The organism is Paenibacillus sp. FSL R7-0333 (assembly GCF_038000365.1).
GTDB lineage: Bacteria > Bacillota > Bacilli > Paenibacillales > Paenibacillaceae > Paenibacillus_AQ > Paenibacillus_AQ silagei.
The window spans coordinates 1,317,108-1,341,555 of sequence record NZ_JBBOBZ010000001.1 but is presented as its reverse complement, the minus strand read 5'-3'; the positions used below and the strand labels follow the sequence as shown (position 1 = coordinate 1,341,555).

General features: G+C 53.6%; 18 protein-coding genes. 4 read left to right on the top strand and 14 right to left on the bottom strand.

Annotated features, from left to right (window positions below; translation table 11 throughout):
• Nucleotides 1-3: 3 nt before the first annotated feature.
• Nucleotides 4-1,755, bottom strand: a complete 1,752-nt coding sequence (locus MKY86_RS05675) for a sensor histidine kinase (protein WP_076076802.1) — start codon at nucleotides 1,753-1,755, stop codon at nucleotides 4-6.
• Between the two features lie 74 nt (nucleotides 1,756-1,829).
• Nucleotides 1,830-6,938 (bottom strand): glycoside hydrolase family 66 protein, encoded by a 5,109-nt coding sequence (locus tag MKY86_RS05670; RefSeq protein ID WP_076076805.1) that lies wholly within the window; start codon nucleotides 6,936-6,938, stop codon nucleotides 1,830-1,832.
• Between the two features lie 409 nt (nucleotides 6,939-7,347).
• Here MKY86_RS05670 and MKY86_RS05665 point away from each other — a divergent pair, with 409 nt between their 5' ends.
• Together MKY86_RS05665 and MKY86_RS05660 are read left to right on the top strand one after the other, a co-directional pair.
• Nucleotides 7,348-8,352 carry a LacI family DNA-binding transcriptional regulator gene (locus MKY86_RS05665; protein ID WP_076076807.1) on the top strand — a complete coding sequence of 335 codons (1,005 nt, stop codon included), beginning with the start codon at nucleotides 7,348-7,350 and terminating at the stop codon, nucleotides 8,350-8,352.
• Nucleotides 8,353-8,583: 231 nt separating this feature from the next.
• Complete coding sequence (locus MKY86_RS05660) at nucleotides 8,584-9,126, top strand: hypothetical protein (protein WP_143803608.1); 543 nt, start codon at nucleotides 8,584-8,586, stop codon at nucleotides 9,124-9,126.
• A gap of 64 nt (nucleotides 9,127-9,190) precedes the next feature.
• On the opposite strand, the gene MKY86_RS05655 is transcribed toward MKY86_RS05660, so the two are convergent.
• The 11 genes from MKY86_RS05655 to MKY86_RS05605 form a co-directional block, all read right to left on the bottom strand.
• Nucleotides 9,191-10,183, bottom strand: a complete 993-nt coding sequence (locus MKY86_RS05655; RefSeq protein WP_083684688.1) for a patatin-like phospholipase family protein — start codon at nucleotides 10,181-10,183, stop codon at nucleotides 9,191-9,193.
• A gap of 83 nt (nucleotides 10,184-10,266) precedes the next feature.
• A complete protein-coding gene (locus tag MKY86_RS05650; protein WP_076076812.1) occupies nucleotides 10,267-11,607 on the bottom strand; it encodes an LLM class flavin-dependent oxidoreductase in 1,341 nt (446 codons plus the stop codon).
• 54 nt (nucleotides 11,608-11,661) lie between these two features.
• Nucleotides 11,662-12,168 (bottom strand): DinB family protein, encoded by a 507-nt coding sequence (locus tag MKY86_RS05645; RefSeq protein WP_076076815.1) that lies wholly within the window; start codon nucleotides 12,166-12,168, stop codon nucleotides 11,662-11,664.
• Nucleotides 12,169-12,546: 378 nt separating this feature from the next.
• On the bottom strand, nucleotides 12,547-13,731 hold the full coding sequence (gene solA / locus MKY86_RS05640; RefSeq protein ID WP_445669929.1) for an N-methyl-L-tryptophan oxidase: 1,185 nt from the start codon (nucleotides 13,729-13,731) through the stop codon (nucleotides 12,547-12,549).
• Nucleotides 13,688-14,896, bottom strand: coding sequence for an amidohydrolase (locus tag MKY86_RS05635; protein ID WP_076076820.1), 1,209 nt, complete (start codon nucleotides 14,894-14,896; stop codon nucleotides 13,688-13,690). The genes solA and MKY86_RS05635 overlap by 44 nt, the downstream gene beginning before the upstream one ends.
• Complete coding sequence (locus MKY86_RS05630) at nucleotides 14,896-15,918, bottom strand: LLM class flavin-dependent oxidoreductase (protein ID WP_076076823.1); 1,023 nt, start codon at nucleotides 15,916-15,918, stop codon at nucleotides 14,896-14,898. Before MKY86_RS05630 ends, MKY86_RS05635 begins: the two co-directional genes overlap by 1 nt.
• An 11-nt stretch (nucleotides 15,919-15,929) precedes the next feature.
• On the bottom strand, nucleotides 15,930-16,682 hold the full coding sequence (locus tag MKY86_RS05625) for an amino acid ABC transporter ATP-binding protein (protein WP_076076826.1): 753 nt from the start codon (nucleotides 16,680-16,682) through the stop codon (nucleotides 15,930-15,932).
• Entirely contained in the window at nucleotides 16,679-17,389 is a 711-nt protein-coding gene (locus MKY86_RS05620; protein ID WP_076076843.1) for an amino acid ABC transporter permease, read from the bottom strand. Before MKY86_RS05620 ends, MKY86_RS05625 begins: the two co-directional genes overlap by 4 nt.
• Nucleotides 17,386-18,171 carry an amino acid ABC transporter permease gene (locus tag MKY86_RS05615; RefSeq protein ID WP_076076846.1) on the bottom strand — a complete coding sequence of 262 codons (786 nt, stop codon included), beginning with the start codon at nucleotides 18,169-18,171 and terminating at the stop codon, nucleotides 17,386-17,388. The genes MKY86_RS05620 and MKY86_RS05615 overlap by 4 nt, the downstream gene beginning before the upstream one ends.
• A 34-nt stretch (nucleotides 18,172-18,205) precedes the next feature.
• Nucleotides 18,206-19,078: a transporter substrate-binding domain-containing protein gene (locus tag MKY86_RS05610; RefSeq protein WP_076076848.1), complete on the bottom strand. Its 873-nt coding sequence runs from the start codon at nucleotides 19,076-19,078 to the stop codon at nucleotides 18,206-18,208.
• 122 nt (nucleotides 19,079-19,200) lie between these two features.
• Nucleotides 19,201-20,088: a LysR family transcriptional regulator gene (locus MKY86_RS05605; protein ID WP_076076850.1), complete on the bottom strand. Its 888-nt coding sequence runs from the start codon at nucleotides 20,086-20,088 to the stop codon at nucleotides 19,201-19,203.
• 275 nt (nucleotides 20,089-20,363) lie between these two features.
• On the opposite strand from MKY86_RS05605, the gene MKY86_RS05600 reads away from it, so the two are divergent.
• A complete protein-coding gene (locus MKY86_RS05600; RefSeq protein ID WP_076076853.1) occupies nucleotides 20,364-20,918 on the top strand; it encodes a GNAT family N-acetyltransferase in 555 nt (184 codons plus the stop codon).
• Between the two features lie 573 nt (nucleotides 20,919-21,491).
• On the opposite strand, the gene MKY86_RS05595 is transcribed toward MKY86_RS05600, so the two are convergent.
• Nucleotides 21,492-22,856 (bottom strand): VWA domain-containing protein, encoded by a 1,365-nt coding sequence (locus MKY86_RS05595; protein WP_076076855.1) that lies wholly within the window; start codon nucleotides 22,854-22,856, stop codon nucleotides 21,492-21,494.
• Nucleotides 22,857-23,009: 153 nt separating this feature from the next.
• Here MKY86_RS05595 and MKY86_RS05590 point away from each other — a divergent pair, with 153 nt between their 5' ends.
• Nucleotides 23,010-24,377, top strand: coding sequence for a TerD family protein (locus MKY86_RS05590; protein ID WP_340826558.1), 1,368 nt, complete (start codon nucleotides 23,010-23,012; stop codon nucleotides 24,375-24,377).
• Nucleotides 24,378-24,448 lie beyond the last annotated feature (71 nt).

Genomic DNA, 24,448 nt, shown 5'->3' with positions numbered 1-24,448 from the left:
GGCTCATCGTTCTCCTTCTGTATATTCAATAGGCAGGCTAAGCCGCACACGGAATCCGGACGGCTGATTGCCGCTGAAGTGAATTTCAGCTCTCCCCTGATAGATCATAGCCAGTCTCTGTTTCACATTCCAGATCCCGATATGTCCTTCATCTGTGGCCGTGGTATAATCCGGTGCATTCAGCTCCTGCAGCTTCTCTGCACTGCTGCCTTTTCCATTATCCGAGATTTCAATGATCATGGTATCGGCCGCTTCTTCTGAGAGACCCGCCGAAATCTCCAGATGAAAGATCTCTGCCTTTAGACTTATGCCATGAAGCATGGCATTTTCTACAAAGGGCTGTACCAGCAAGGACGGTATGGAGGCGCGGCTAAGCGCTTCGGCTACGGTGATCTGGAACTCAAACGACTGCTGGTAGCGCATCTTTTGAATTTCCAGGTAATTGCGGAGATGTTCAAGCTCTTGGCCCAAAGTAATGCGGTTATCCTTGACCTGAAGCATAAAGCGGAAATACTGCACCAGATGCCGTACTGTCTTTTTGACCAATTCGAAACGCTTCAGATCGGCAAGCTGAAAAATAATATTGAGCGTATTCAAAAAGAAGTGCGGATTAATTTGCATTTGCAAATGCTTCATTTCTGCCTTTTGCGCATGAATCCGTTCCTCGTAGATATCAATTTTCAGATCTTGAATTTCCACAACCATGTTATTAAATGCCTGATTCAGCGCCTGAAACTCCACCAGGTTAGAATCGGGAAGCTTGGTTTCCATGGCGCCGTTGCGGATCCGGTGGATGCCGCTGAGCAAATCCAGAATCGGGCGGATGACCATACGGCGGAAATAATATAAGTAAACCAGTAAAATGAGCAAAATAATAAAGGGCAGCACATTAATAATCGTTTGGAAGGTATTGAGTCCCTGGAGCAGCTCGGAAGCAGGGATGACCACGGACAGATTGATTCCCAGTGCGGAGGACTGGCTGGACACCACAAACCACTTCAGCCCATCATGGGTAAAAGAAAAGGAAGAATTCAGATTCATCTTCTCACCCGGCAGCTTGAAGTCGTAGCCCATGGATGCCGAAGGACGGGTTAAGATATTCCCTTCATTATCCACAATCAGCACATCACCGCCCGATTGCAGGTTGAGATTGCCCAGCGGTGAGCGCATGGAGTCGATTCGGATCAGAGCGCCAATACAAGCGGTATTGTCCAGATTATTGCTGACGGTCCGGTTTAAATAGTAATCTCCGGCAATGTTAACGATTGTCCATTTGTACTGAAATGTTTCCAGATTATCTTCATTTTGAACCTTTGTCGTAATCCAATCCCTTATCTGGTCCATATATTCCTCTGTCGTTCCCAGTACATTGGATAGTGTCAAAGTATCATTAACGCCGGAGTACAGATAGAACATGTCCACGCTATGGTAGTAGGCCTGGTAGGCCTGATTTCTCTGCATAATCCCCATACGGGCAAAATAATAGTCGGACTCTGTCAGCCCCGGCTGATTCAATTGAAGAAAATTCACATCATGATCGACAATATCGACCAGATTAATCGTAATGTCATTCAGGCTGCTCTCCATCATCTTAAGATTGGAGTTGACCAGATTCTGATAGGATCGGGATACCTGATCGAGCACAATTCCCTTGGCATAATATCCCCCTGCAAAAAGAACGGAGAGCAGCGGTATCGTTATCGCAGCAGACAGCTGAATCAGTCTTGCGCCCAGCGAGTTTTTCCTGTTTTTCATAATGCCTCCTTTCTGCAACAGAACATAAGAAAGAGTCACCTCAGTGACCCTTATCCTATGACCTTATTTGCGGATTAATCAATTAAATGCTCTATGACCTGAGCGACTTCTGCCCGTGTTGCGCTGGATTCAGGTGCAAAGTTTCCATTCGCGTATCCATTCATCAGACCCGCTGACTTCACCTTCTGAACTGCTGACTGTGCCCAGGCAGAGATCTCTTCGCTGTCCCTAAAGGTTAGGTTTACCTCTTCGGTCTGCTTGATACTTCCATGGATGGCTGATGCTTTGGCAAGCATCACCGCCATCTCCTGACGGGTTATCGCTTCATCAGGTGCAAATCGCTTCCCGTTTCTTCCGTTCACCAGACCTGCCTGATAAGCAGCGGCAACATCACCGGCATACCAGCTATCCGCAGTTACATCCATAAATGGAGCCGGTCCTCCGGCTTTTAACCGAAGTGCCTTGACCATCAATGCAGCGAACTGTGCCCGGGTAATCTTCGCCGCTGGAACGAACGTATTCTCCGTCATTCCGTTGATGACATGCTTCGCGGTCAAGCGGCGGACAGCCTTATATGCCCAATGCTCCGCAGGTAAGTCAGCATACGTTTTGTCATAAGCAAACACGGTATAACGGCTAAAGTGACTAAGCTCAGCTGTAATCTCCTGTTCGGCCGTGTTGGCTCTGCTGCCGGTATATTCCCATTTCTTCAGTGGCTCACTGAAAGTGTAGATGCCCAGCAATTCATTCAGATCTTCTTGCTCCAGATCATCAACCTTTAAGGTAAGCTGCACCGGGCTTCTAAAGGAAACGAGCCTGGATAATCCTCCATCTGCCGTCGTTACTCCGAATTCAAATTCATAGGTCGATCCAGCGGGAACCCAAGGCTTCACAGCCGGAAGGAAAGCTGCCTGCGGCTCGATTCTGTTGAAGGTAATTTGAATTTGTGAATCGGCTGTTATTTTCCCTTTATTCTCTTCCAGAAGCTGAAGAATATGATCATGGGTGAAGTTCAGGCTGAAATGACTTCCTTGAAGCTGCAGCTTCTTCCCCTGCAGCCCTTCCGCAACAGAGACAGGAATCTGAATCCGGTTGTACTCATCCTCATTGACCGCAATTGTGATTGTCCCATCAATCGCCGGATTCAAATCCTTCGCCTGCAAAACAAGAACATCCCTTTCTGCTGCTGCCGAAGTAGGTGTAGGCGCAGGTGTGGCCGATACCGTCACTGTACCTATATCTGCCCCTCCGGGAGCAGGTGCAGGAGTTGCCTCTGCAGTCGGTGACGGACTTGGAAGGCCCGGTTCATCATCACTGAAGATCGGCTGAACCCATGCTGTCCTCGGCGCCTTGTCGATATAAATCATCGTCCAATACTGCATCGATGGCAGTTCAATCTGCAATTGTTCACCATTCCAAGTATAATTCAGCTCTTGTGACAGACCATGCCCGGCGTCAGGACTGGCGGCATAGACCTTCAGATCCGGTGCTTCCGTCTCGGTGATGCCGATATCGTAAGACACTTTCAAATGGTTGAGGACCGCTGGCTCATTGGCTGCATTTCTCCAGTTGTCATCATTATGAAGCAGATTGATCAGATGCAGTACATCATACCGCTCAAAGCCTGTATTAGCATCATTTTTTCTGACTGTTGTCCAGAGTGTATTCTCCGTTCCGTCTTTGCTTGTTGCCAGATTGCCGCCGTCCGCTTCCACGGACACAACAGCGGATGAATCGGCTTTGCTGCCGAACAGCAGGTTTTCATAGGCAGCATTGAATTTATAATACTCCTGCATGGATTCCTTGGTGGATTCCAGCATTTTTTTGCTGCGGTTCGGATAATATTCATGGGCTAGCATGTTCGGGCCTTCCGATTGCTTCTCGGCGGTTCCCAGCTCAATATGGGTTGCACCCATCGATGCCAGCCCGGCATCCATCAGCCGCACGGACGGCTCGTTGAAATAGCCAGCCGTTACCCCGCGCAGCCGGACGCTTCCGGCAATATCATCTGCTTCCATCTTCAATGTAACGGTATGGGCTCCCGCCTCCATGTATGGAATAATCACGTATCCGTCCCCGCTGTACTTCTCACTGCTCTCAGTGCCATCCAATCCAATCTTCAGACCATTGCCATGTTCATCCTTGGCGCGCACGCCGTCAATGTAGACCGAACGGGTGGTCATGCCGCCTGCATTGGAATAGGTGAAGATCAGACTCTGCTCCCCCGATTGAGGGATATTCACCGGATAGGTCACCTGCTCTCCGATTTCACCAAAGTTCAGCACGGTATCCTTGTAGAGAGAGAACGGTGACTCCGTATCCGTACTCTCGGCTTCATAGCTGCGGGTTACCGGGTCCGGATTACCGGATAATGCAACGTTCAGCTTATCCAGCCTGATTCCGCTGTCCTGCCCCTCCGGCATTTTGATGATTATGCGATTTATGCCTTCCTCCATTGGAATGCCGCTCATTGCCGCTTCTCCCCATTCCGAGTCAGCGGTTGGTGCAAAGCTTACAGGAGTGCCCGCGCCATTGTTAATATACACACTGCGGCTGACGGTCGCTGCCCCCGGGGCATTATTTTGATAGATCCAGCCGAGATCGTAGATGCCTGATTGCGCTGTATTCACTGTAAAAGTCAACCGGTCATTGACATTATTGAACTCGGAGGCATATCCGATGATAGGGACAACCCCGCCTGTTGTTTCAGCGCCGCCTGTACTGTATTCATACCCTCCGGCAATGATCCCGCCCACATTGATATATTGTCCGCTTGATTCCATTCGCAGCGTAACCTTATGGTATCCCTCCTGGACAGGGACAGATAATTCACGGGGCTGCATAGAGCCCTCCCAGCCGCCGGCTGTTTTAGCAAATGTGATATTCTGGGCCTGTGGAGCTGGTTCGCTATCCACCAGAACCGACATTACAGGATCATTATCGCCATGATACAGGACCGTAATCGTGTCCAGCGGATGTTCTGCATATACATCGTAGGTGACAGTCTGTCCTGCCTGCCCGAAATTGTCTGTCTTGCTCTGGCTGTAACTCAGGCTGCTAGTCTGCGGAACATCCGCATACAGTGCATAGTTTCTCTGTGTGCCGACCGTCATATACCGGAGCTTAATACCCAGGTCATTTGCAGACGCTCTTAGCGTTAGGGTATTATCGCCTGCGTTCAGATGAACCTTCTGCAGATTGCCAAGCTCCGAGAATTTATCCCATGTACCCGTGCCGGCAAACGAGACCTCTCCCTGAGGCACATCATTCACAAGCAGCTCACGTTTCACCTCCTGCCAATCCGAAGCGTAGCTGAATCCGAGCGGATATTCTCCTTCAGCAGGAACATTTACATGGAATTTCACATAATCGCCTGCGGTATCAAAATAATATACATTGCTGTACTGATCCACAATTACCGTATCCAGCTTGGCATCTGCCGCCTCATAGCGCTCATTGATCCCCTGCCCTTGGACCTCCAGGCCCGCCAGATTGAGCCACAGGCTATTTGTGTTCAGGGTAAGCTTAACGGAATTTTCACCTTCCTTTAACATTGCCGTTACTGTGGCTTGTGCTGTCGGGTTCCCCCACCCCGTATTGGCCTCAAAGGGAATTGCCGCTGCGGCAATCTCATCATTCACCATCAGCTTGCCTTCCGGAGAACCGGAGCTATTGCCCTGTCCATAATTCAGGACAAGCGTATACATTCCGTCTGCTGGCGCATTTACCGTAAACGTCACCGAATCAGTATCCTTGCGTCCAAAGTTGCCGACCCAGCCGTAAGCTTTGGCAATCCGTGATTGGTAATCCACGGTTACCGGAGCATCCTGGGCTTCCGTGCCTCGTGTCGGCAGACCTGTAGCCTCTTTGTAGTTCATATAACCGGCGATCACCATCGCCTTACCGCCATCCTTCTCCCGGGTATCTTCTACGACCTTCTGAATATCCCGGTAATTGTTGCGGTCCTGCCAAATCTCGCTGTAGTCGAAATCGGTTTTCGTACCCGGATCGGGTACTGCGCTGTATTCGGCATTGCCTCCCACCATATTAAACGTAACCTTGCTCTTTAAGGGGTTATTTGCGAGCAATGAGTCCTTGACGGAATGAATGAACCGGGCATAATCCAGGGAATAATAACGTTTATTGCTGTTATAGTCATACAGGAAATTGTTATCATTCGCTCCCCACTGGTCCAGGTGAATGCCGTCAAACCCGAATGTATTAATGGAACGGTCATACTGTCTGGTGATATAGTCCTGCCAGAACCTGCTTCCCGGGTCTTGCAGGAACAGGGAGGTCGTCTTCCCGTTCACATCGAAGGTATACCCGTTCTGGTCCTTCTGCGGATTGTTCGGATCGAGCTGAGCACTGTTATAGAGTCCCCACTCCGGACTGACGCCGAAGTCCTCATAGTTCTCACGCGCTGCATAATTCATCTGATAGGCCATAGCGGCCGAGCCGTATTTCTGTGCAGCCTCCACCTGCTGCTTAACGCTGAGCGGATACAGTGAACGTCCCAGCAGATCCGGATAGTGTGTATCCGCGTTAATGTCTTCATCAATGAAATTGCCGTCTGCATCTGTGACCGGCTGTCCATTGCTGTCGGTCTTGGAATACACCGAAACATCATGCCGCCACATCCAATCATAGAACTGGTAGGCATTAATGTAGTAGTCCCGGGACAATTCCCGGAGCTTGGAGTCACTCTCCTCCGCCGTCTCCTGCGGAAAATCAGCGACATATCCGTATCGTGGGAATTTCGTCCAATCGCTGGAAACATCGATTGCTGCGGTCACATACTCCGATGGCGCATCTCCCTCTATCCACGCTTTCGCCGTGTAGCCGCGGAAGTCCTCAGCCGGAGGCGTCCACCCCACGGTTAGCTTGTTGCTCCCTTCCTGCAATACCTTCAGCGCTTTGTCGCCTTCAGCAACCAGGGTATTCAACTGATAAATTTGCAGATGCAGCTGGCCGCTCCAATCCGCAGATTGATCCAGAGTCATAATCAGCTCTGCGGCTTCCCCCGGAGCGAATCGTGCCTTTGAGGGTACCATTTTTAGTATTTTGGGATTCGCCGTCCCCGTTGGCTCTGCCTGGGCCATTCCTCTGCCGCCATAGCCTGTTGTACAAATTTGAATCAGCAGTAATAAACAGAGACAGATCACAGCTTGTTTCTTAAACATACAGCATCTCCTTTATATCCATATTGTTGAGAATACATGTTGCTGAAAGACTGAATAAGGATGTTAGGTTTTGCGAAGGTATCGAAGGAATAATAGATTTCAAGGAGTCCTTTTTTTACGTAAACGTTTACTCAAATAGGCAAAGATCATCCCTTTATTAAGGCCTTTCCCTCCTCCTCCAAAAAATTCATGGTGTAAATTTATACGTTTACTTGAATGTAAGTTATGTATTTTTGTACCTACAATCCTATATTTCCATGACGTAAACGCTTACCATAAAAGTTATCTCGTTTATTTTTCCTTGTCAATGCTTATTTTACAGAAGGTTTAATTTCAGTTGACAAAGAAAAAGCAAGGACTTATATTTTCAGTAAGCGTTTACTGCTATAAACGACAGGTAGGAGAGTCCATGAATCCCACAATTAAAGATGTTGCCCAAAAGGCGAACGTATCCATTGCCACCGTCTCACGGGTTCTGCATAACTTAGGCGGATATTCAGATAAAACGAAGCAAAAGGTAGATCAGACCATCAAAGAGCTTAAATATCAGCCGAACGCTATCGCCCGCGGACTGATTAACAAGCGCACCCAAACCATCGGCGTATTATTTCCTGATGTGTCGAGCACCTTCTCCTCCGATCTGCTCCACGGAATCGGCGAATTCGTCCATGACCGCAATTACAGTGTGATAGTCTGTAATACCGATCAGGACGGCAAACGTACGCTGAAGTATTTGCAGCTTCTGCGCGAGAAGCAGGTTGACGGGATTATTTTTTCCAGTGAAGTGCTCAAGCAAGAGTACTATGACATGCTGGAGAGCATGAATGTTCCAGTGGTGCTGGTCTCTTCCCAAACGGATTATGCCAATGTCCCTTATGTGAAGGTCGATGATTATCAGGCGGCCTATGACGCTGTCCATTATCTGATCACCAAAGGCCACCGCAGCATCGGCATGATCAGCGGCACCAAGGGCGATCCCATCGCCGGAACTCCACGGGTCGAAGGATACCGCAAAGCGCTGGAAGCACACGGTATCGCCTTTGATAGCCGTTACCTCGTGTATGGGGACTTTTCCTACGAAAGCGGCTGCAGAGCCATGGAAGCCCTGTTACGGAGAACGCCTGAGATTACTGCTGTCTTCGCGGCCAGTGACGAAATGGCGATTGGTGCCCTTTCGGTCGTTACGAAGCATGGAATGAACGTGCCTGAAGATATCTCCATCATGGGATACGACGATCTCAGGTTAGCCCGGATGGTCAATCCGCCATTGACTACAGTGCGCCAGCCGCTGTATGACATTGGAATGCTCGCTTCCGAGAAGCTGATCGGCATGATTGAAACGGGGGAGTCTGCGGAGAGTCTGATCTGTGCCCACTCCATTGTGGAAAGACAAACGGTTCGGACAATTACGTGAACAGGGACGCATAACTGTTCTTCATGAACACAAAAGGTTGTTCCCGGTGCCATTACTGGCCGGGGAACAACCTTTTTGTGTGCTATTGCTATTTTAAATTGTATTCCCTTCAAGGATGTCCTAAATTGCATCGACTAGATAGAGATATCCCACTTACCATTATTTGGTACTTTCTCTGGGCATTCGCATAGATATATTCTATAACTATTTCAATGCCAAGGAGCGATTCTGTTGGAAAATCAAATGTTGTCCCCGCAAACCTGCAATTCAGAGACTGTTGGCCTGCCGCCGCAGTCAAATCCCAGCCCGCCGTTCATCCCGATTCCCCCAACCCCCGAAACCTTGTGTACAAACACCTGGGTGTATATCTGGACGAATACCAATGTGGGAAATCTCTGGGTTTATGTTCAGCGGGTCATTCAAGGCAAACGAAACACCTTAACCGGCTGCGCCTTGTTCCAGGATTGGAGCGGCAGGCACTATTATCAACAAATCACCGTGGACTTGGCTTATATTACGATGTATGTATGCCATTCGCCGGCCTCTGACTCCATGGGGCTTTCCCCTGACAGCGCATCTTCAGGAGCATTACCATCCAGTAAACCCTTAGTCAAGCTATGCCTGTACCAACAGTTCCCGGTAGGCAATTTCGTCTATGAACTTACTCCGCTCAATACAACATGTCCAACACGGCCTGGGGATGAACGAATTCTTAAGGGCTCCATTATTATCCCTTACGATCCTGCGATGCCGGTTACGGGCGAGTTCAAATAAATTCACTAATAAGCGGGAGCACGCTCTAAGCCGAATAGGTGCCAAGAGCTTGCTCCCTTTTCCATCAATGGTAGAGTACTGAATCCTCCTGCGCGGACTGCGGTTCATCGCTGTAATAGGCTGGAACCGGTGAGGTGGCGTTCTTGTCCCGAAATTTATGTTTATAAGCTTCAAAATCCCATGTGCTCAGAAACTTCTCTGCTGCTGTGTGGCCCGAGGTCAGTAAGAACTGCTTATCCGCATCCGTCAAATCAAATTTGGTCGTCGTCACCTCCCTGGTTGGGATGAAGACGGTCCGTTCTTCCGCATGCTCATCTACATGACGCTGATCGTGTGCTTGGAGCATCGTTTTGAACATGCCTTTTAATAAAGAGACAGGGCCGTTGATATCCAGGGTCTGGGCATACGTGCGTTTCTCCGACAGGCGGAAGCCAAAGGTTGGCCACCGCGGAACCCCCTCTACATCAAACAGCCAGATGGGATAGTTGCTCAGCATTCCTCCATCCAGCATGTAATACGGCTTCGGGATAAGCGGTGTATGCCACTGATAGGGTTTGAAGAAGAGCGGCAAGGTGGTACTCATTCTTACAGCCGCAGCAATCGGGAAGGTGGTTGATGACAGCCCGTAATGCGGGAGATCTCTGGGTAAAATAACCATTTTTCCGTTACTGATGTTTGATGCTATAATGGACAGCTTGCCTTCCGGCAGATCGCCGAATGTCTCTATACCCCTGCGCTTTAGCCAATCACTCATCACCCCCTCCAGAACATGGTTGCTGTAGATCCCCGAATTCAGGAGCAGCGGAAGGGCTTTGTTCAGCAGCGGTACATTGTTCAAACCTGTCTTGCCCAAGAGCTTCACATAATCGAGCGAATGCATCAGCTCCCTGATCTCTGCACTATTGTAGCCTGCCGCCAGCAGCGCCGCCACAATCGCTCCCGCCGAAGTCCCCGCCAGCTTGTTCCAGCTGTACCCCTTACGCTCCATTACCTCAATCGCACCGACAAAGGCAATACCTTTGACACCGCCGCCCTCAAATACAGCGTCTGCCTTCATAACCATCCATCTCCCTCCATCCGAATTAAGACCGGGTACAATTGTTGCTGCACCTTATTCTTTGCGGGAGGGAAAGTTCTGATTCACAGCGGCTGCCCAGCCGGTTCAGAAGCCTTTGTATAACGGTTCTCCGGTACCGGAAGCCCAAGGTTTCCCCGCAGCGTATCACTTTCGTATTCGGTACGGAACAGCCCGCGCTCCTGGAGAATCGGAACCACCTGATCCACAAATTCCTCCAGCCCGTTCGGTACGGCGGCTGCCAGCATGAAGCCGTCAGCGGCTCCGGCCTCGAACCAGGCCTGAAGCTGATCGGCCACCTGCTCCGGCGTACCGATGAAGCTGCTGCGCGGCGTTGCCGATTGCAGGGCAACCTGGCGCAGGGTTAAGCCCTGCTCTCTGGCATCCTTTTTGATTTTGTCCGTGCCGCTCTGGAAGCTGTTTCGGCCCAGATCACCGACATCCGGGAACGGCTCATCCAGCGGATACTGCGAGAAATCATGATGCTCGAAGAAGCGGCCCAGATAGTTCAGCGCATTCTCAATCGTCACCAGTCCGGCCACCTCCTGATATTTGCGCTCCGCTTCCTCCGGGGTGGCCCCGAGAATCGGTGCTATGCCCGGGAAGATCAGCACTTCATCGGGATTGCGCCCGAAGGAGGCCACCCGGCTTTTCACATCCTTATAGAATTCCTGCGCGGACTCCAGCGAGTCATGACCCGTGAAGATGGCATCCGCCACGCTGGAGGCATAATCTTTGCCGACTTCAGAGGAACCTGCCTGGAAAATAACCGGCTGCCCCTGCTTCGAGCGGGCGATATTGAGCGGTCCCTTCACCGAGAAGAATTCACCCTGGTGATCGAGCGTATGCATTTTCTGCGGATCAAAGAAGACGCCCGTCTCCTTATTGCGGACAAAGGCATCATCCTCCCAGGAATCCCACAGCCCGCGTGCCACCTCCAGGTATTCGGCGGCAATACGGTACCGTTTGCCATGGTCCGGATGCTCCTGCTTGCTGTAATTGAGCGCGGAGCCTTCGAGCGGAGAAGTCACCACATTCCAGCCGGCCCGTCCGCCGCTGATGACATCCAGCGAGCCGAATTGCCGGGCAACTGTGAACGGCTCACTGTAGGAAGTGGACAAGGTGCCTACCAGACCGATACGGCTGCTGACTGCCGCCAGCGCACTAAGAATCGTCAGCGGCTCGAAGCGGTTCAGGAAATGAGGGATGGATTTCTCATTGATGAACAGACCGTCTGCAATGAAGATCAGGTCCAGCTTGCCCTCCTCCGCTTTGCGTACCCATTCCTTGTATAGCTCGAAGTTCACACTGGCATCAGGCTGCGCATCGGGATGGCGCCACATGGAGGTGCTTCCTCCCACTCCGTGCAATAGAGCTCCCAGCTTCAACTGTCTTGATTTCGTCATGTTCATTCCTCCTCAAATTGGTATTCAGTCCGCTTGATTCCTCAAGAAATATCCTTATAGAGCCGCTTGCTGTGAAGCTTGAGCAGCTTGATTAGCCTGTACTCCCTGCTTTACCCGTTCAATTTGGGCCAGATGATTCTGCACATGGGCGGTGAAGCTGCGGACGATATCGGCAATCCGGACGGTCTCTCCCTTGACATTGATCCCGCTCTTCTCCCATTCTGCATCACTCAATCTTCCCAGCAGGAGACTGTTGTAATGCAGCAGGCTGCGGAACAGCTCCAGGCTGTCTGCCGCCCGGCCCTGATTACTGTGCTGTCCGCTGACCCAGGCATCCTGATGGAACGCCGGGAGCTGTACCTTCGTATCCGCCAGAATATCGCGGATGCGGAAGGAGACCACGATGCTGTGATCCGCCAGATGTGCCACTACCTCGGTTACGCTCCAGCTGGACGGCTCTGCCTTCCACTTCAGCTGCTCTTCAGACAATCCTTCTAGCGCCTGGACCAATTGACCATGAGTATTCAAGTAGCTGGCTAGCTCCACACTCACACTACTCATTGCGATTCCCTCCAATATAGGTTTGGATTATCGTTGTTACCCGCTGATGGGATATGCTTAATTGCACTTTGTACATCTAAAACGTCTGATTTACAACCCATTGTCTGTTTAATTGTAGTTCGTACAATTAAAAGTCTATTTGCTTCTGAAATTCACCGATTCGGGCAGATTTAGTTGTACAGACTACACTTATACGATGCACGTAAGCCTTTTCGCTGTTTTTAAGTGTACATTCTACAACTATCCCCAAATGGAGGTCGGTTACGCCTAGCCAAACGCCCATGAAACGCATAAGAACAACAACTCCGGCCTGGAAAGGGCTCATCCGAAGGGGAATCGCTCCACTTCCTCGGTCCTCCAGGTATTATTGCACACCCTCTATGATTTCAAATCGGATGCGCTGCTACTGAAGCGCGACAACGCAAACGGAGCTATATTATGCCTGGTATGTCCCTGAACAGCCATGTCCGCGAGAATCTCTCCGACCGCGCTGGAGAATTTGAAGCCATGGCCCGAGAAGCCTCCGGCCAGCAGCACATTGCTGTAGACCGGGTGGCGGTCAATAATGAAATCCTCATCCGGCGTATGCTCATATTTACAGACGGAGCCCTTAAGCAGACGCCCGGCTGCGCCGGGCATATAAGCTTCGAGCACACGGCGCAGGTCGCCTTCATCACTCTCCAGGCTGCCGAAGGGTGCCAACGGTTGACCGGGCCTCCATTCTTCGCCTGTATCATGGCGGCCGATCTTCAGTCCCGCCCCGCCGATACTGGGGAAGCCGTAGAACCCGCCTTCCTCAGCACCAAGCGTGAAGCCGGGGAACTTACCGGCATCGAAATCCGGCGTACTCCCGAACCAGCCTACTACCTTGCGTACCGCCTTAATGGGCAAGTTGACGAAGGGCGACAATGAACTGAACCAGGCCCCGGCACTGAGAACAGCAGCCGCTCCATGGTAATCGCCGTTCTTCGTATGGACCGTGACACTGCCTTCGCGGGCCGTCACCTTCAGCACAGGAGTATTCGTCAGCAGCTCCGCACCGTAAGCCAGTGCAAGCTGCCGGTAAGCGGTAATGCACCGCTCACTATAGAGGTAACCGGCATCCGGCTCATACATAGCCTCGAAGGATTCCGGAAGGGTCAGGGCAGGCCAGCGGCGGAGGATTCCCGCCGCATCCAGCTGTTCGGTCCGCACCTTCCGCTTCTGCGCTTCCGCATGGCGTCCGGCAAAGGAATAAACACGGCTGTCCGCCAGATTGAGCACGCCTGACGGAACCAGCAGCTTGAGGCCGCTCTCTGCCTCCGCCTCTTCCCACAACACCTGGGCACGGAGCGCCAGGTCAATATAGGCCGGATCGCCGCTGTAGGCGTGCCGGATCAGCCGGGTCTCCCCGTGATGGCTCCCTTCCGTATGCGGCGGATCGAAGGCATCGATCAGCAGTATCTTCACACCGCGCCGGGCCAGATGGTAGCCTGCGCTCATGCCCATGGAGCCTGCACCAACAATAATGACATCATAATCAGAACGCTCCGCTATGATCTGCACCCCTCTCCGCCGCCAGATGCTCAAGTACACGTACCGCCAGATCGCTGAAGAATTCTGCACCTACAGGCAGCGCTGCTTCGTCCAGATCGAACGCGGGATGATGCCATTCCCGGCTTCCGGCTGTGCCGGTGAAGACAAATAAACCGGGAACCGCCTGCTGATAGAAGGCGAAATCCTCCCCGGCCGGTGACGGCACCGGCTGCACAGAGGTATAGCCCAGCTTCGCTGCCGTCTCTTCGCCCAGCCGGGCCAGCAGCGCATCGTTGATGACCGGCGGCGGACCGCCGATCCAGCGCACGCTGGCTTCGGCACCAAGCGCAGCGGCCACACCCGTGACCACCTCTTCGAACCGCTTCAGCACCCTGACGCGCACCGCTTCGTCGAAGGAACGGATCGTCCCTTCCAGCACCGCCGTATCCGGGATGATGTTCCACGAATTGCCGCTGTGGATCTGCGTGACGCTGATTACTGCGCTATCCAGACTGCTCACATTCCGGCTGACGATGGATTGCAGCGCCGTTACATTATGCGAGGCGGCGACAATAGGATCAATCCCGGCCTCCGGCACGGCTGCATGGGTGCCGAAGCCCCGGATACTGACAGCGAAGCCGTCTGCGGCCGCCATCAGCGGACCGGCCTTAATGCCAAGGGTCCCTACCGGCAGATCCGGCTTATTGTGCATACCGATCACTGCGCGCACCTGCTCCAGCCCGCCGGCTGCGATAATCTGCTGTGCCCCCTTCGCTTTCTCCTCGGCAGGCTGGAACAGGAAGCGAACCGTTCCGCTCAAGGCGCTCTCCTGCTCCTTGAGCTGATACACAGCTCCAAGCAGCGCCGCCGTATGGAAGTCATGTCCGCAGGCATGCATTCTGCCCGGATACAGAGAGGCATATGGCAGCCCGGTCTCTTCCTGGATCGGCAAGGCATCTATGTCAGCCCGCAGCGCAATCACCGGCCCGCCCTGCTGACCGCCGACTTCAGCAATGACCCCGGTCTTCAGCCCGGAATCTGTAATCTTCACCCCCGCCTGCTTCAGCAGCGATGTGATGTATGCGGTAGTCTCAACCTCTTCCCCTGACAGCTCCGGGTGCCGGTGCAGATGACGCCTGATTTCAACCAGCCGCTCCTTGAACGATAACGCCTGTACTTCCTGTGCCGCAGATTCCGTGGCTGAATTTGTCATTAGCGGGATGCCTCCGCCGGCACTTCAGCCAGCGCCTCACTCAGCAGCTCGAAGGAACGCTGCCGCTTCTCGAAGGGCTGCACGTTAGTAGTGACGATGAACTCCTCTACGCCGGAAGCTTCAGCTAAAGCCAGAAGCTGCTCACGGACCGTCTCCTTCGTCCCCTTGGTAATCTCAGGCTCCCGCTCCTCCAGCGTGTACGCTTCCTCACTCTGGCGTGTGAACTCCTCGGCCTGCTCCCGGCTGGCCAGCGTCAGGATCTTGCCGCTGGCGAAACGGATGCGGATCAGCTTATGCGCTCCGGCCAATTCTCCGGCCTCCTCTTCCGTATCGGCCACGATGACAGCCAGCGCGATAATCACCTGCGGCTCCTGCCCGCCGCTTCGATTGAAGCCGTTGCGGTAAGCCCGCACCGCCTCTAAGGCAACGGCCTGATCGCCGCCGATGAACAGGGAGAACACGTATGGCAAGCCTAGGCTGGCCGCGATCTCGGCGCTGGCGACACTGGCGCCAAGCACATACAGCTCCGGCGGGGTTCCGGGGAGCGGGCCTGCCTTCAATCCGTGCAGCGGATGCTCCGCCTCCAGCCGGTTATGCACATATTTGTCCAGCTCCGTGATTTTGTCCGTTAATGAAGCGGCTTCCACGCCTCCCTGCTGCAAGGCCTGTGTGCTGCGCGGCAGACCTCCGGGAGCGCGTCCTACCCCTAAGTCCACCCGTCCCGGGGCCAGCGAAGCCAGCACGTTGAAATTCTCAGCCACCTTGTAGGGGCTGTAGTGCTGAAGCATAATTCCGCCGGAGCCGATGCGGATACGCTCCGTCCTGGCCAGCAGGTGCGAGATAAGTACCTCGGGAGAAGATCCGGCTACCTGCTCGGAATCATGATGCTCGGATACCCAGAAGCGGCGGAAGCCGAGGCGTTCTGATAGCTGCGCCAGCCTGATTGTATGTGCAAAAGCCTCTTCCGGTGTCTCCCCTGGATAGATCGGGCTTTGGTCGAGTACGCTGATTGTAATTGCCATAGATATGCCTCCTAGATGGAATAGTTCAGCTCCGGCGTAATCCGCTTCAGGAACTGCTTCGTTCGTTCTTCACGCGGGTGGTTGAATACTTCCGTGGGCGTGCCCTCCTCGACAATCACACCGCCATCCATGAAAACCACATGATTTGCCACATCGCGGGCAAACCCCATTTCATGCGTCACCACAATCATCGTGATGCCTTCCTTGGCGATCTTGCGGATCACCGCAAGCACTTCGCCCACCAGCTCCGGGTCCAGTGCCGAGGTCGGTTCATCGAACAGAATCACTTCCGGCTCCAGCGCCAGCGCCCGGGCAATGCCGACCCGCTGCTGCTGGCCGCCGGAGAGCTGGCTCGGATAGGCATCCAGCTTGGCGCCGAGTCCGACCTTCTCCAGCAGGGCGATGCTCTTCTCTCTCGCCGCCTCCTTTGGCAGCTTCTTGACGATTAGGAGGCCTTCCATCACATTCTCCAGCGCGGTTTTGTGCCGGAACAGATTGTACTGCTGGAAGACCATCGCCGTCTTTTGCCGGAGCTGGTGGATATCCTTCTTGCGGGCGTGCCGGAAGTCCAGCTTGAAGTCCCCGATCGAGATTTCGCCGCCGCTGGGCTTCTCCAGCACATTCACGCAGCGCAGCAGGGTTGTTTTGCCGGAGCCGCTGGGACCGAGAATGACGACCACCTCGCCCCTCAACACCTCCAGATCAATCTGGTTCAGCACCTGATGGCGCCCGAACGACTTCGATAGCTGTGACAGCTTAATCATGCGACTCCCCCCCGGTTATACAGATTGATCCGTCTTTCAATGACGGCAGTTGCCCGCTCAATGAGGAACGTCAGTCCCCAGAAGATCAGCGCCGCCGCAAGGTAGGCCTCGAAGAACTTCCAGTTGGTTGAAGCGACAATCTGCGCCTGGGCATTGATATCCACCACCGATACGGTAAAAGCAAGCGTAGACCCGTGCAGCATTCCGATCACGGAATTCGACAGATTCGGCAGGCTCGCCGCCAGCGCCTGAGGGAACACAATCCGCCGCAACGCCTGCGGAGTGCTCATCCCGATGGAATGGGCCGCTTCGAGCTGACCGCGATCCACCGCCAGCAGACCGGAGCGCACGACCTCGGACATATAGGCCCCCGCCGTAATGGAGAAAGAAATATAGGCGAAGCCGATCATCGGTATCGATACCGAGCGGAAGCTCCAGCCGAACTGTGCAGCAAGCCCGTCGATGATCATCGGCAGCCCGAAATAGATCAGCAGCAGATGTGTCAGCATCGGGGTGCCGCGGATGAATGTGACATATCCTGCGGCCAGCGGATACAGCCCGGGGACTCTATAAATCCGGATCAGGGCCACAACCGTACCAATAACGAAGCCTGCCAGCACCGACACAACCGTGATATACAGCGTCGTAGGAATGGCTCCCAGAATCTGCAGGAAGGCCGTCCAGATAAACGATGGGTCCAGCTTCATAACGTGCCGCCCCCTTTACCCGCTCCCATATCCGCAACGATTGTGCGGTAGGATGCTTTTCGCTGAAGAGTGAACCGCTTCTTGGCCGGACTGTCCTGGGCTTCATGCCTGAGCAGACGCTTCTCCGCAACCAGCAGCAGCTTTTCAATCGTAAAACTGATCACAAGATAGATAAGGGCAAGCGCAATATAAGTCTCAATGAAATGCTGGGTCGCGCTGCCCAGGGTCTGGGCCTTGCCCGTCATCTCCATCACTCCCAGCGTGAACGCCAGTGAAGTATCCTTCAGCAGCGCTATGAGCAGGTTCGAAAAGACAGGAATCGCAATTCCCAGCGCCTGCGGCAGCACAATACGGGTAAAAGCCTGGTACGAGGTCATCCCCGTAGCGTAAGCCGCTTCCACCTGGCCCTTATCGACTGCTGTCACTGAAGCACGGATCATCTCCGACATGAAGGCCCCGGTATGCAGGCCGTAGGTCAGAATCACGAACACCAGCACCGGTGTCCGAGTCATATCCAGATTCACCAGCTTCAGCACCTCAGGCAGACCGTAATAGAACAGGAATAACTGAATGAGAATCGGCGTCCCCCGAAAAAAAGAAATGTACACCTCAGCGCAGGTCTTCAGGACCGGCACCTTATACAGGCGGGGAAGCGCAATGATAAATCCGACAATCATTCCTGCCAGCAGCGAGCAGGCTACGATCAGCAGCGTGGTACTCAGCGTAGTCAGCAGCTTGGGCAGGAACGAGAAGACAAAACCTAGATCAAACGGTGCACCCATCCTGCACCTCCTTTCCGCTGTACGGGCCTGCGCATTATTGAACCGATGAGGTGGTAACGTCTGCCCCCAGCCACTGTGTGCTTATTTTGCCAAGTGTGCCGTCTGTCTTAAGCTCCTTGACCACACCGTCAATGGCATCCGACAGCTTCTGCGAAGGGGCATCATCCTTGCGCAGCACATACAGAATATCAGCGGAGGACAGCTCGGGACCTACCGCCTGCAGCTTGCTCTGCGGGTCGATGATCGGCAATACGAAATCCGCAGCAAGGGTAGCATCCACCCGGCCCGAATCAATCTGGTTGACCGTATCGTTGGCGGCACCGTTCTGATAGACAATTTTGATCGAATCCGCACCGTGCTCCTTGTTATAGTTCTCAAGAATTTGCGCTTGCGCGCTGGTGGCGCCGGTCAGCACCTTTTTCCCCTTCAGATCGTCCAATGTCTGGATCGAGGTATTGCCTTTGGCTACAACGATGCGGTTTCTCCAGTGGGCATAAGCTTCCTTGTTAAAAGCGTATTTCTGCTCCCGCTCCGGGTTCTTCTCCATGACATGGGCTACCAGGTCAATCTTCTTCGTCTCCAGGCTCAGCAGCAGATTGCTGAAATCCATCGTCTGGAATTCGAACTCATACTCCGGCAGGCGCTTGTCAATCTCCTTCAGCAGCTCTACATCGAAGCCGGTCAGCTTGCCGTTCTCATCGATGAAGCAAACATTGGGAAAAGCGGTGCCTGTGCCGACCACGATCTTGGTCACCTTAGCCGGATCGGCGGCAGCAGCCGTGGACTCCGAACTATTAGGAGATGCTGCCTCCGCTACCTTGTAGCTATTAGCGCTGTTATTATTGCCGCAGCCAGCGATCAGCAGTGTTAGTACAAGTGTGGATGCGAACGAAATCGTCTTGTTCATCTCTCAAACCCCTTTTCAATTTAGATAATCCCTATCTGTTTAGTGGTGATTATATGCAATTAACTTTATCACTGCATGCTGCCATGCGCTAATAGAGTTTCTTAATATGGTTATTCAAGAAGTCAATTCAGCTTGCTCAACGTCCCCGTCCCCAGCTCCAGCAGGGTGTCCAGGAACTCCGCGTTCTCCCCGTTCAGCGAGATCAGGTGGGTCCGCAGGGAGATCCCTTCGGTCTCCGTGATATCCACCCTTACCAGCGTTCCCGCCTCTACCTCCTCCTGCACACTCAGGGCTGGAAGGAAGCAGATTCCCGCTTGCTTCAGCACCAGCTTCTTGGCGGTCTCCAGGTTATCCACCTGATAGACAATGCCCGGCGGACGCTCCATGCTCTCGAATACCCGGTGCAGACGCATCCAGTCCAGCGAGCCGCATTCGAAGAATACGAGGGTCTGCTCAGAGATCTCCCGGATCGAAGCGCGGCCCTTGCGGGCCAGCGGATGACCGGCATACACATACAGCGAGATCGGGTCTTCACAGAAGGGGAACGACTGGATGGCCGGATTCACTACCTTGCGGATAAAAGCGAGATCGATCTCCTTCGCCTTCAGCTTCTCAATTAATACTTCCGTAGGAGCAGTCGTCAGCTTCATACGGATGTGGGGATACCGCTGCTTCAAATGCAGCAGCAGACGGGGCATCAGATAATTGGAGACCGATACTGTGCTGCCGATTCTCAGCTCGCCGGGGATTTGGCCTTTGGATTGAATCTGATGCCTCCCGTTCTGATAGACCTGCAGAATTTGCTGCGCATAGGGGAGGAATTGGCGGCCTTTATCCGTCAGGTTAATCTGCTTGCCCAGCCGGTCGAATACCTTGCAGTCCAGCTCCCGTTCCAGCGACTGGATACGGGCAGTCACTGTCGGCTGCGAGATATAGAGCACATCTGCCGCTTTGTTGAAGCTGCCGTAGTGGTTGATGTAGACAAAAGCTTCAATATTCTCGATGTTCAAGCGTAGTCCCCCTCCGCATTTTATAATTTTTACTATTCCAATCGTTTAACAATGAATTAGATCCGCACTTTCCTATAGAATTTGTTTATATCTTAGTCACCGGCCCTTTTTTTGTCAACAGACTTATTGTGTAGCATACGGCCATAACCATTACATTGATCACAATTACAGATAGAACTTTTCTATCCATTAATCAAAATCATTAAATCCCTCTTATACTCATCGGATTTATAGATTATAATAACAAAACACCATTACCGGACAGGAGGCACCAGATGAATCACTCAGCAGAAATTGTAATCCGTGAAGCCGCAGCTTCCGATCGTGAAGCCATTGCCAGGGTCTTGCTTGAAGCTTACAGCGAATATGCAGCAGTGCTGCCCGGGCCGTTCTGGGCGGAGTACCGGGATTCCATTCTCGGCTCCGTTCATGGCGATGCACCCGTCTCCCGGATTGTAGCAGAGCTGGACGGACAAATTGTAGGGAGCGTGCTGCTCTTCACCTCCTCAGAGGCTGCTTACGGCAGACCGGAGCTGGGTATCCATACACCGATCATCCGTCTGCTGGCTGTATCTCCGGCGGTCCGGGGACGCGGGGTGGCCAGACTTCTGATCCGTGAAGCCGCAGAAAGGGCCATTACGCTTGGGGCAGCTAGCTTAAATCTTCATACTTCGGATATGATGGCCTCTGCGGTTAGATTGTACGAGGCATTGGGCTTCAAGCGGGCTTATGAAACGGATTTGAAGAACGGGGATACTCTGGTCAAAGGCTACCGCCTGGAGCTGCAAGCCCCGCCCGGTCTGCAGAGCAAAAAAACCTCCACAGCCTGAGCGGGGCGGTGGGACTCCGTTTCGACGGGGCCATGAGGTCCGTTCCGGCGGGCGTTCAACACCTTCGGTGGGCCGTGAGGTCCGTTACTGCGGGCGATGGGGACTGTTCCGGCTGGAGGTTAGGGACTGTTCCGGCTGGAGGTTAGGGACTGTTCCGACGGGGCGGTGAGGACCGTTCCGGCGTGACGCCCTAAAGCTCCGCCTGGCCGGGAAATTTTGCACAATCCTGCCCAAAGTACAACATTCCCCTCCTCATTCCGGCCAAAGTCCAACATTGTTGCATAAAAAGCAGGATTTCTCCACCTACGGACGGTTTGGCGGCACAAATCCTGCATTTCGTGCAACAATCCCCCTAACACCCAGGTATCTAGGAATCCAAGTTGCAATTAGTACAACATTCCCGGCATCACTGTACAATCCATCCACAGTAAGGAGGCAGACACAGCTCAATGTGAAGGCCGCTTAAGAGCGGAGACAGCACGTTTTTCTGCGAATGCTACTAGAGTAGCGACAGTACGGTTCCCTGCGAATACTGCTACTGAGCCGAGACTTTGCGCTTCCCTGTGAATGCTGCTACAGAATACTCTTCGCCTTCGCGGCCTTCAGCCACTGCGGGAATTCATTCAACAGCTGGTCATACAGCTCCTCATCGGATACGTCTTCAATCCGGTCCAGATGGATGAAGCTGGCGTTATCCACCAGCCTGCCGCTCATCGTGTCGAGCTGCTTCAGCACCTCGAAGTCGGAGTCGCCAATGCCGACAAACTGCCAGAAGATCGGAAGGGCGGATGCGTCCATAATCACCTTGCGGGTCGGCTTCACTACGCCGCCGTCATTGATGAAGATAATGAACACTGGCGTCGTGTCCGGCTCCTCCTTGGTGTATTTTCCGATGACATCCTGCATTACCGGCGGTTCGTTATTGCGCCCGAACTTATGAATTGAATCGTTGTTCATAATATGAGTGAAGACATAGCTGCCAAGCTCCTGCTCGGTAACCGGCGGAAGTCTGCTGAATTCCGTATCATAGACCCACACATCCAGGGAGCCGTTATCATCGAACTTGCTGGCAACCGCGAGGATACGTTCTACCACCTCCTGCACCACCCCTCTGGCATAGAGGCTGCGCATGGAGCCGGTGATGTCCAGCACGATACCCACTCTTGCGGTTACACCGGTGAGCTGTTTTTTGACCAGGGTGAGCTCCACAATCTTTTTGCGCAGATTAATCGAAGACAACACATTCACCGGAGGCTCCGCCTCGGGCTGACGGATTACCTCCGGGGTCTTATTCACCACCTCAGATGTCTGCTCCACTAGCTCAGATGTCTGCTCCACCACTTCAGGTGTTCGCTCCAATAACTCAGCCGCCGCTGCGGCTTCGTTCCCGGACTCCTGTTCCACCTCAAGCCCGTAGCTTCGGCACAAGGCTGCAAGTCCTCCATTATACCCGCTGCCAATGGCGCTGAACTTCCACTCTCCCTGATGACGGTACAGCTCCCCGGCTACGACGGCTGTCTCCTCTGACAGATCCGCCCCATACTCGAAGCGGTACAGCTCTTCCCCAGTCCTGCGGTCTGTCAGCGTTAGCTGCATGCCGGACAGATCCTTCATCCGGTGGTTGCGCTGCTCGCCCTCATAGATCGTCAAGGTTACCGCAATGCGGGCATAATGCTGAGGTATTCTCGATAACGAAATGGACAGGTCCGCCCCGTTCTCCCCCTCCGCAGAATGAGCTACTCCCCCCTCCCTCGACACCGGATTCCCGTAAAATATAAAATCCTCATCCCGTTCACACCGGTTCTGATCCGACAACAGAAAGGCTGCCGCATCGACGCCCACTCCGCTATGCTGCGTGTTCCAGCGGAGCTGGATAGATATCTCGTGAGCCTCTCTTCCTTTGGTGAGTTCGACCTTTTGACCTTTTGACAGCTGCAAATCCTTCATCTCCTCTTCATAGCATTCTATTCCAGAAGTTCATAGATAAGGTATACCCCATTGAGGCAGCCTTGCACAACCTGAACAGATTGTATTTCCAGCTTTGCTCCTTTAATATGAAAAGTATTAGATGATAGATAGGGGCTTTACCTGATGAATTTCACTGCGATAGATTTTGAGACTGCCAATTCCGGCCGCTCCAGCGCCTGTGCCCTGGGGCTTGTTCAGGTCCGGGACGGTATCGTTACAGCGGAACATAGCTGGCTGATTGATCCGCGGCAGCGGTTCGACGGGATGAATATTGCCATTCACGGCATTACGCCCTCGATGGTCAGAGGCCAGCCTACCTTCGCCGAGCTGTGGCCCACGGTGGAACCGCTGCTTCAGGGAGAGATTGTGATCGCGCATAATGCCGCCTTCGATATGAGTGTGCTGCGCTACTGTCTGGATGACTGCTCTCTCTGCTATCCCGGCTTTCAATATTTATGTACCTACCTGCTCGGCAAAAAAATGCTTCAGGACCTTCCCTCCCATAAGCTGAATGTCATCTCGGCGCATTTCGGCATCCGGCTGAAGCACCATGATGCCCTGGAGGATGCCAGAGCTTCTGCACTGATTCTCCTGAAATTGATGGAGCAGTGGCAGCAGTTCGATCCGCTGCTGTTAGCCGGCAGCCAGGGCTACAAGGCCGGGACGATGTATGACGGCGGGTATACGCCGTTCAAGGCAGCGCCCAAGAAGGCCGCGAAGAAGCCGGCCGCCGGGAAGAAGGCAGCGGCCAGTCCTGCGGTCGATGTTAGCCCAGGATTGCCGGTGGGCGGAACGGTGGCCGGGCAGTCGCCAGGTGAAGCTCCAGCGGCTCTACCCGGTAAGCTTCCGGCGGAAGCATCGCCAGCCGCTGGAGCTGCGGCTGCCCCCATATTGGTGCGGGGGCAGCGAGTTGATATCGGCGACAAGCTCAGCGCTTCCAGACTTCTTGCCGCTGTGGAGTGGGATGCACCGGCTTCGCACCCGGAAGTGAGCCAGCCGGAGACCGCTGCCTTCCTGCTCCGGGAGAGCGGACGCTGTGAGCAGGAGCGGGAGCTTATCTTCTATGGGAACACAGAGGACCCCAGCGGCTCCGTCTTCTGCTCCAAGCCTGCTGCGCACATGGGGCATCTGTATCTTCAGCTGACCAGCCTGCCTGCAGCCATTACACGGATTGCACTGGCCTTCACGGTTGCGGAGTTCAGCGGTGACCGGAATCTGGGTCCGGTCTGGAACGCTTCCGTATCATTGATTGATTCCCGGACGGGAGTCAGACTGGCCGTGTTCCCCTTCGGCCAGGACATTACGCCGGGTATGGCCGTCGTTATCGGCGAGTTCTACCGTTATAAGGACAAATGGAGATTCGCTGCAATTGGCGAGGGGTTCGCGGGCGGACTCCGCGCCCTGTGCAGCCACTATGGCCTGGAAGCGGACAGCGCCGCGAAGACACAGGCAGAATCCGCCGCCGCAGCGGAGGCTGAAGATCCTAAGTAAAGCAATCCCCCCAAACCGCAACTACGGGATGGGGGGATTGCTCTATTTTCAGAGAGACAAGGGTCTCAATC

Bases quoted from the DNA above. Each gene is read 5' to 3' on its own strand.
- MKY86_RS05675 (WP_076076802.1), bottom strand. From the start codon at position 1,755: ATGAAAAACAGGAAAAACTCGCTGGGCGCAAGACTGATTCAGCTGTCT.
- MKY86_RS05670 (WP_076076805.1), bottom strand. From the start codon at position 6,938: ATGTTTAAGAAACAAGCTGTGATCTGTCTCTGTTTATTACTGCTGATT.
- MKY86_RS05665 (WP_076076807.1), top strand. From the start codon at position 7,348: ATGAATCCCACAATTAAAGATGTTGCCCAAAAGGCGAACGTATCCATT.
- MKY86_RS05655 (WP_083684688.1), bottom strand. From the start codon at position 10,183: ATGAAGGCAGACGCTGTATTTGAGGGCGGCGGTGTCAAAGGTATTGCC.
- MKY86_RS05650 (WP_076076812.1), bottom strand. From the start codon at position 11,607: ATGACGAAATCAAGACAGTTGAAGCTGGGAGCTCTATTGCACGGAGTG.
- MKY86_RS05645 (WP_076076815.1), bottom strand. From the start codon at position 12,168: ATGAGTAGTGTGAGTGTGGAGCTAGCCAGCTACTTGAATACTCATGGT.
- MKY86_RS05635 (WP_076076820.1), bottom strand. From the start codon at position 14,896: ATGACAAATTCAGCCACGGAATCTGCGGCACAGGAAGTACAGGCGTTA.
- MKY86_RS05630 (WP_076076823.1), bottom strand. From the start codon at position 15,918: ATGGCAATTACAATCAGCGTACTCGACCAAAGCCCGATCTATCCAGGG.
- MKY86_RS05625 (WP_076076826.1), bottom strand. From the start codon at position 16,682: ATGATTAAGCTGTCACAGCTATCGAAGTCGTTCGGGCGCCATCAGGTG.
- MKY86_RS05620 (WP_076076843.1), bottom strand. From the start codon at position 17,389: ATGAAGCTGGACCCATCGTTTATCTGGACGGCCTTCCTGCAGATTCTG.
- MKY86_RS05615 (WP_076076846.1), bottom strand. From the start codon at position 18,171: ATGGGTGCACCGTTTGATCTAGGTTTTGTCTTCTCGTTCCTGCCCAAG.
- MKY86_RS05610 (WP_076076848.1), bottom strand. From the start codon at position 19,078: ATGAACAAGACGATTTCGTTCGCATCCACACTTGTACTAACACTGCTG.
- MKY86_RS05600 (WP_076076853.1), top strand. From the start codon at position 20,364: ATGAATCACTCAGCAGAAATTGTAATCCGTGAAGCCGCAGCTTCCGAT.
- MKY86_RS05590 (WP_340826558.1), top strand. From the start codon at position 23,010: ATGAATTTCACTGCGATAGATTTTGAGACTGCCAATTCCGGCCGCTCC.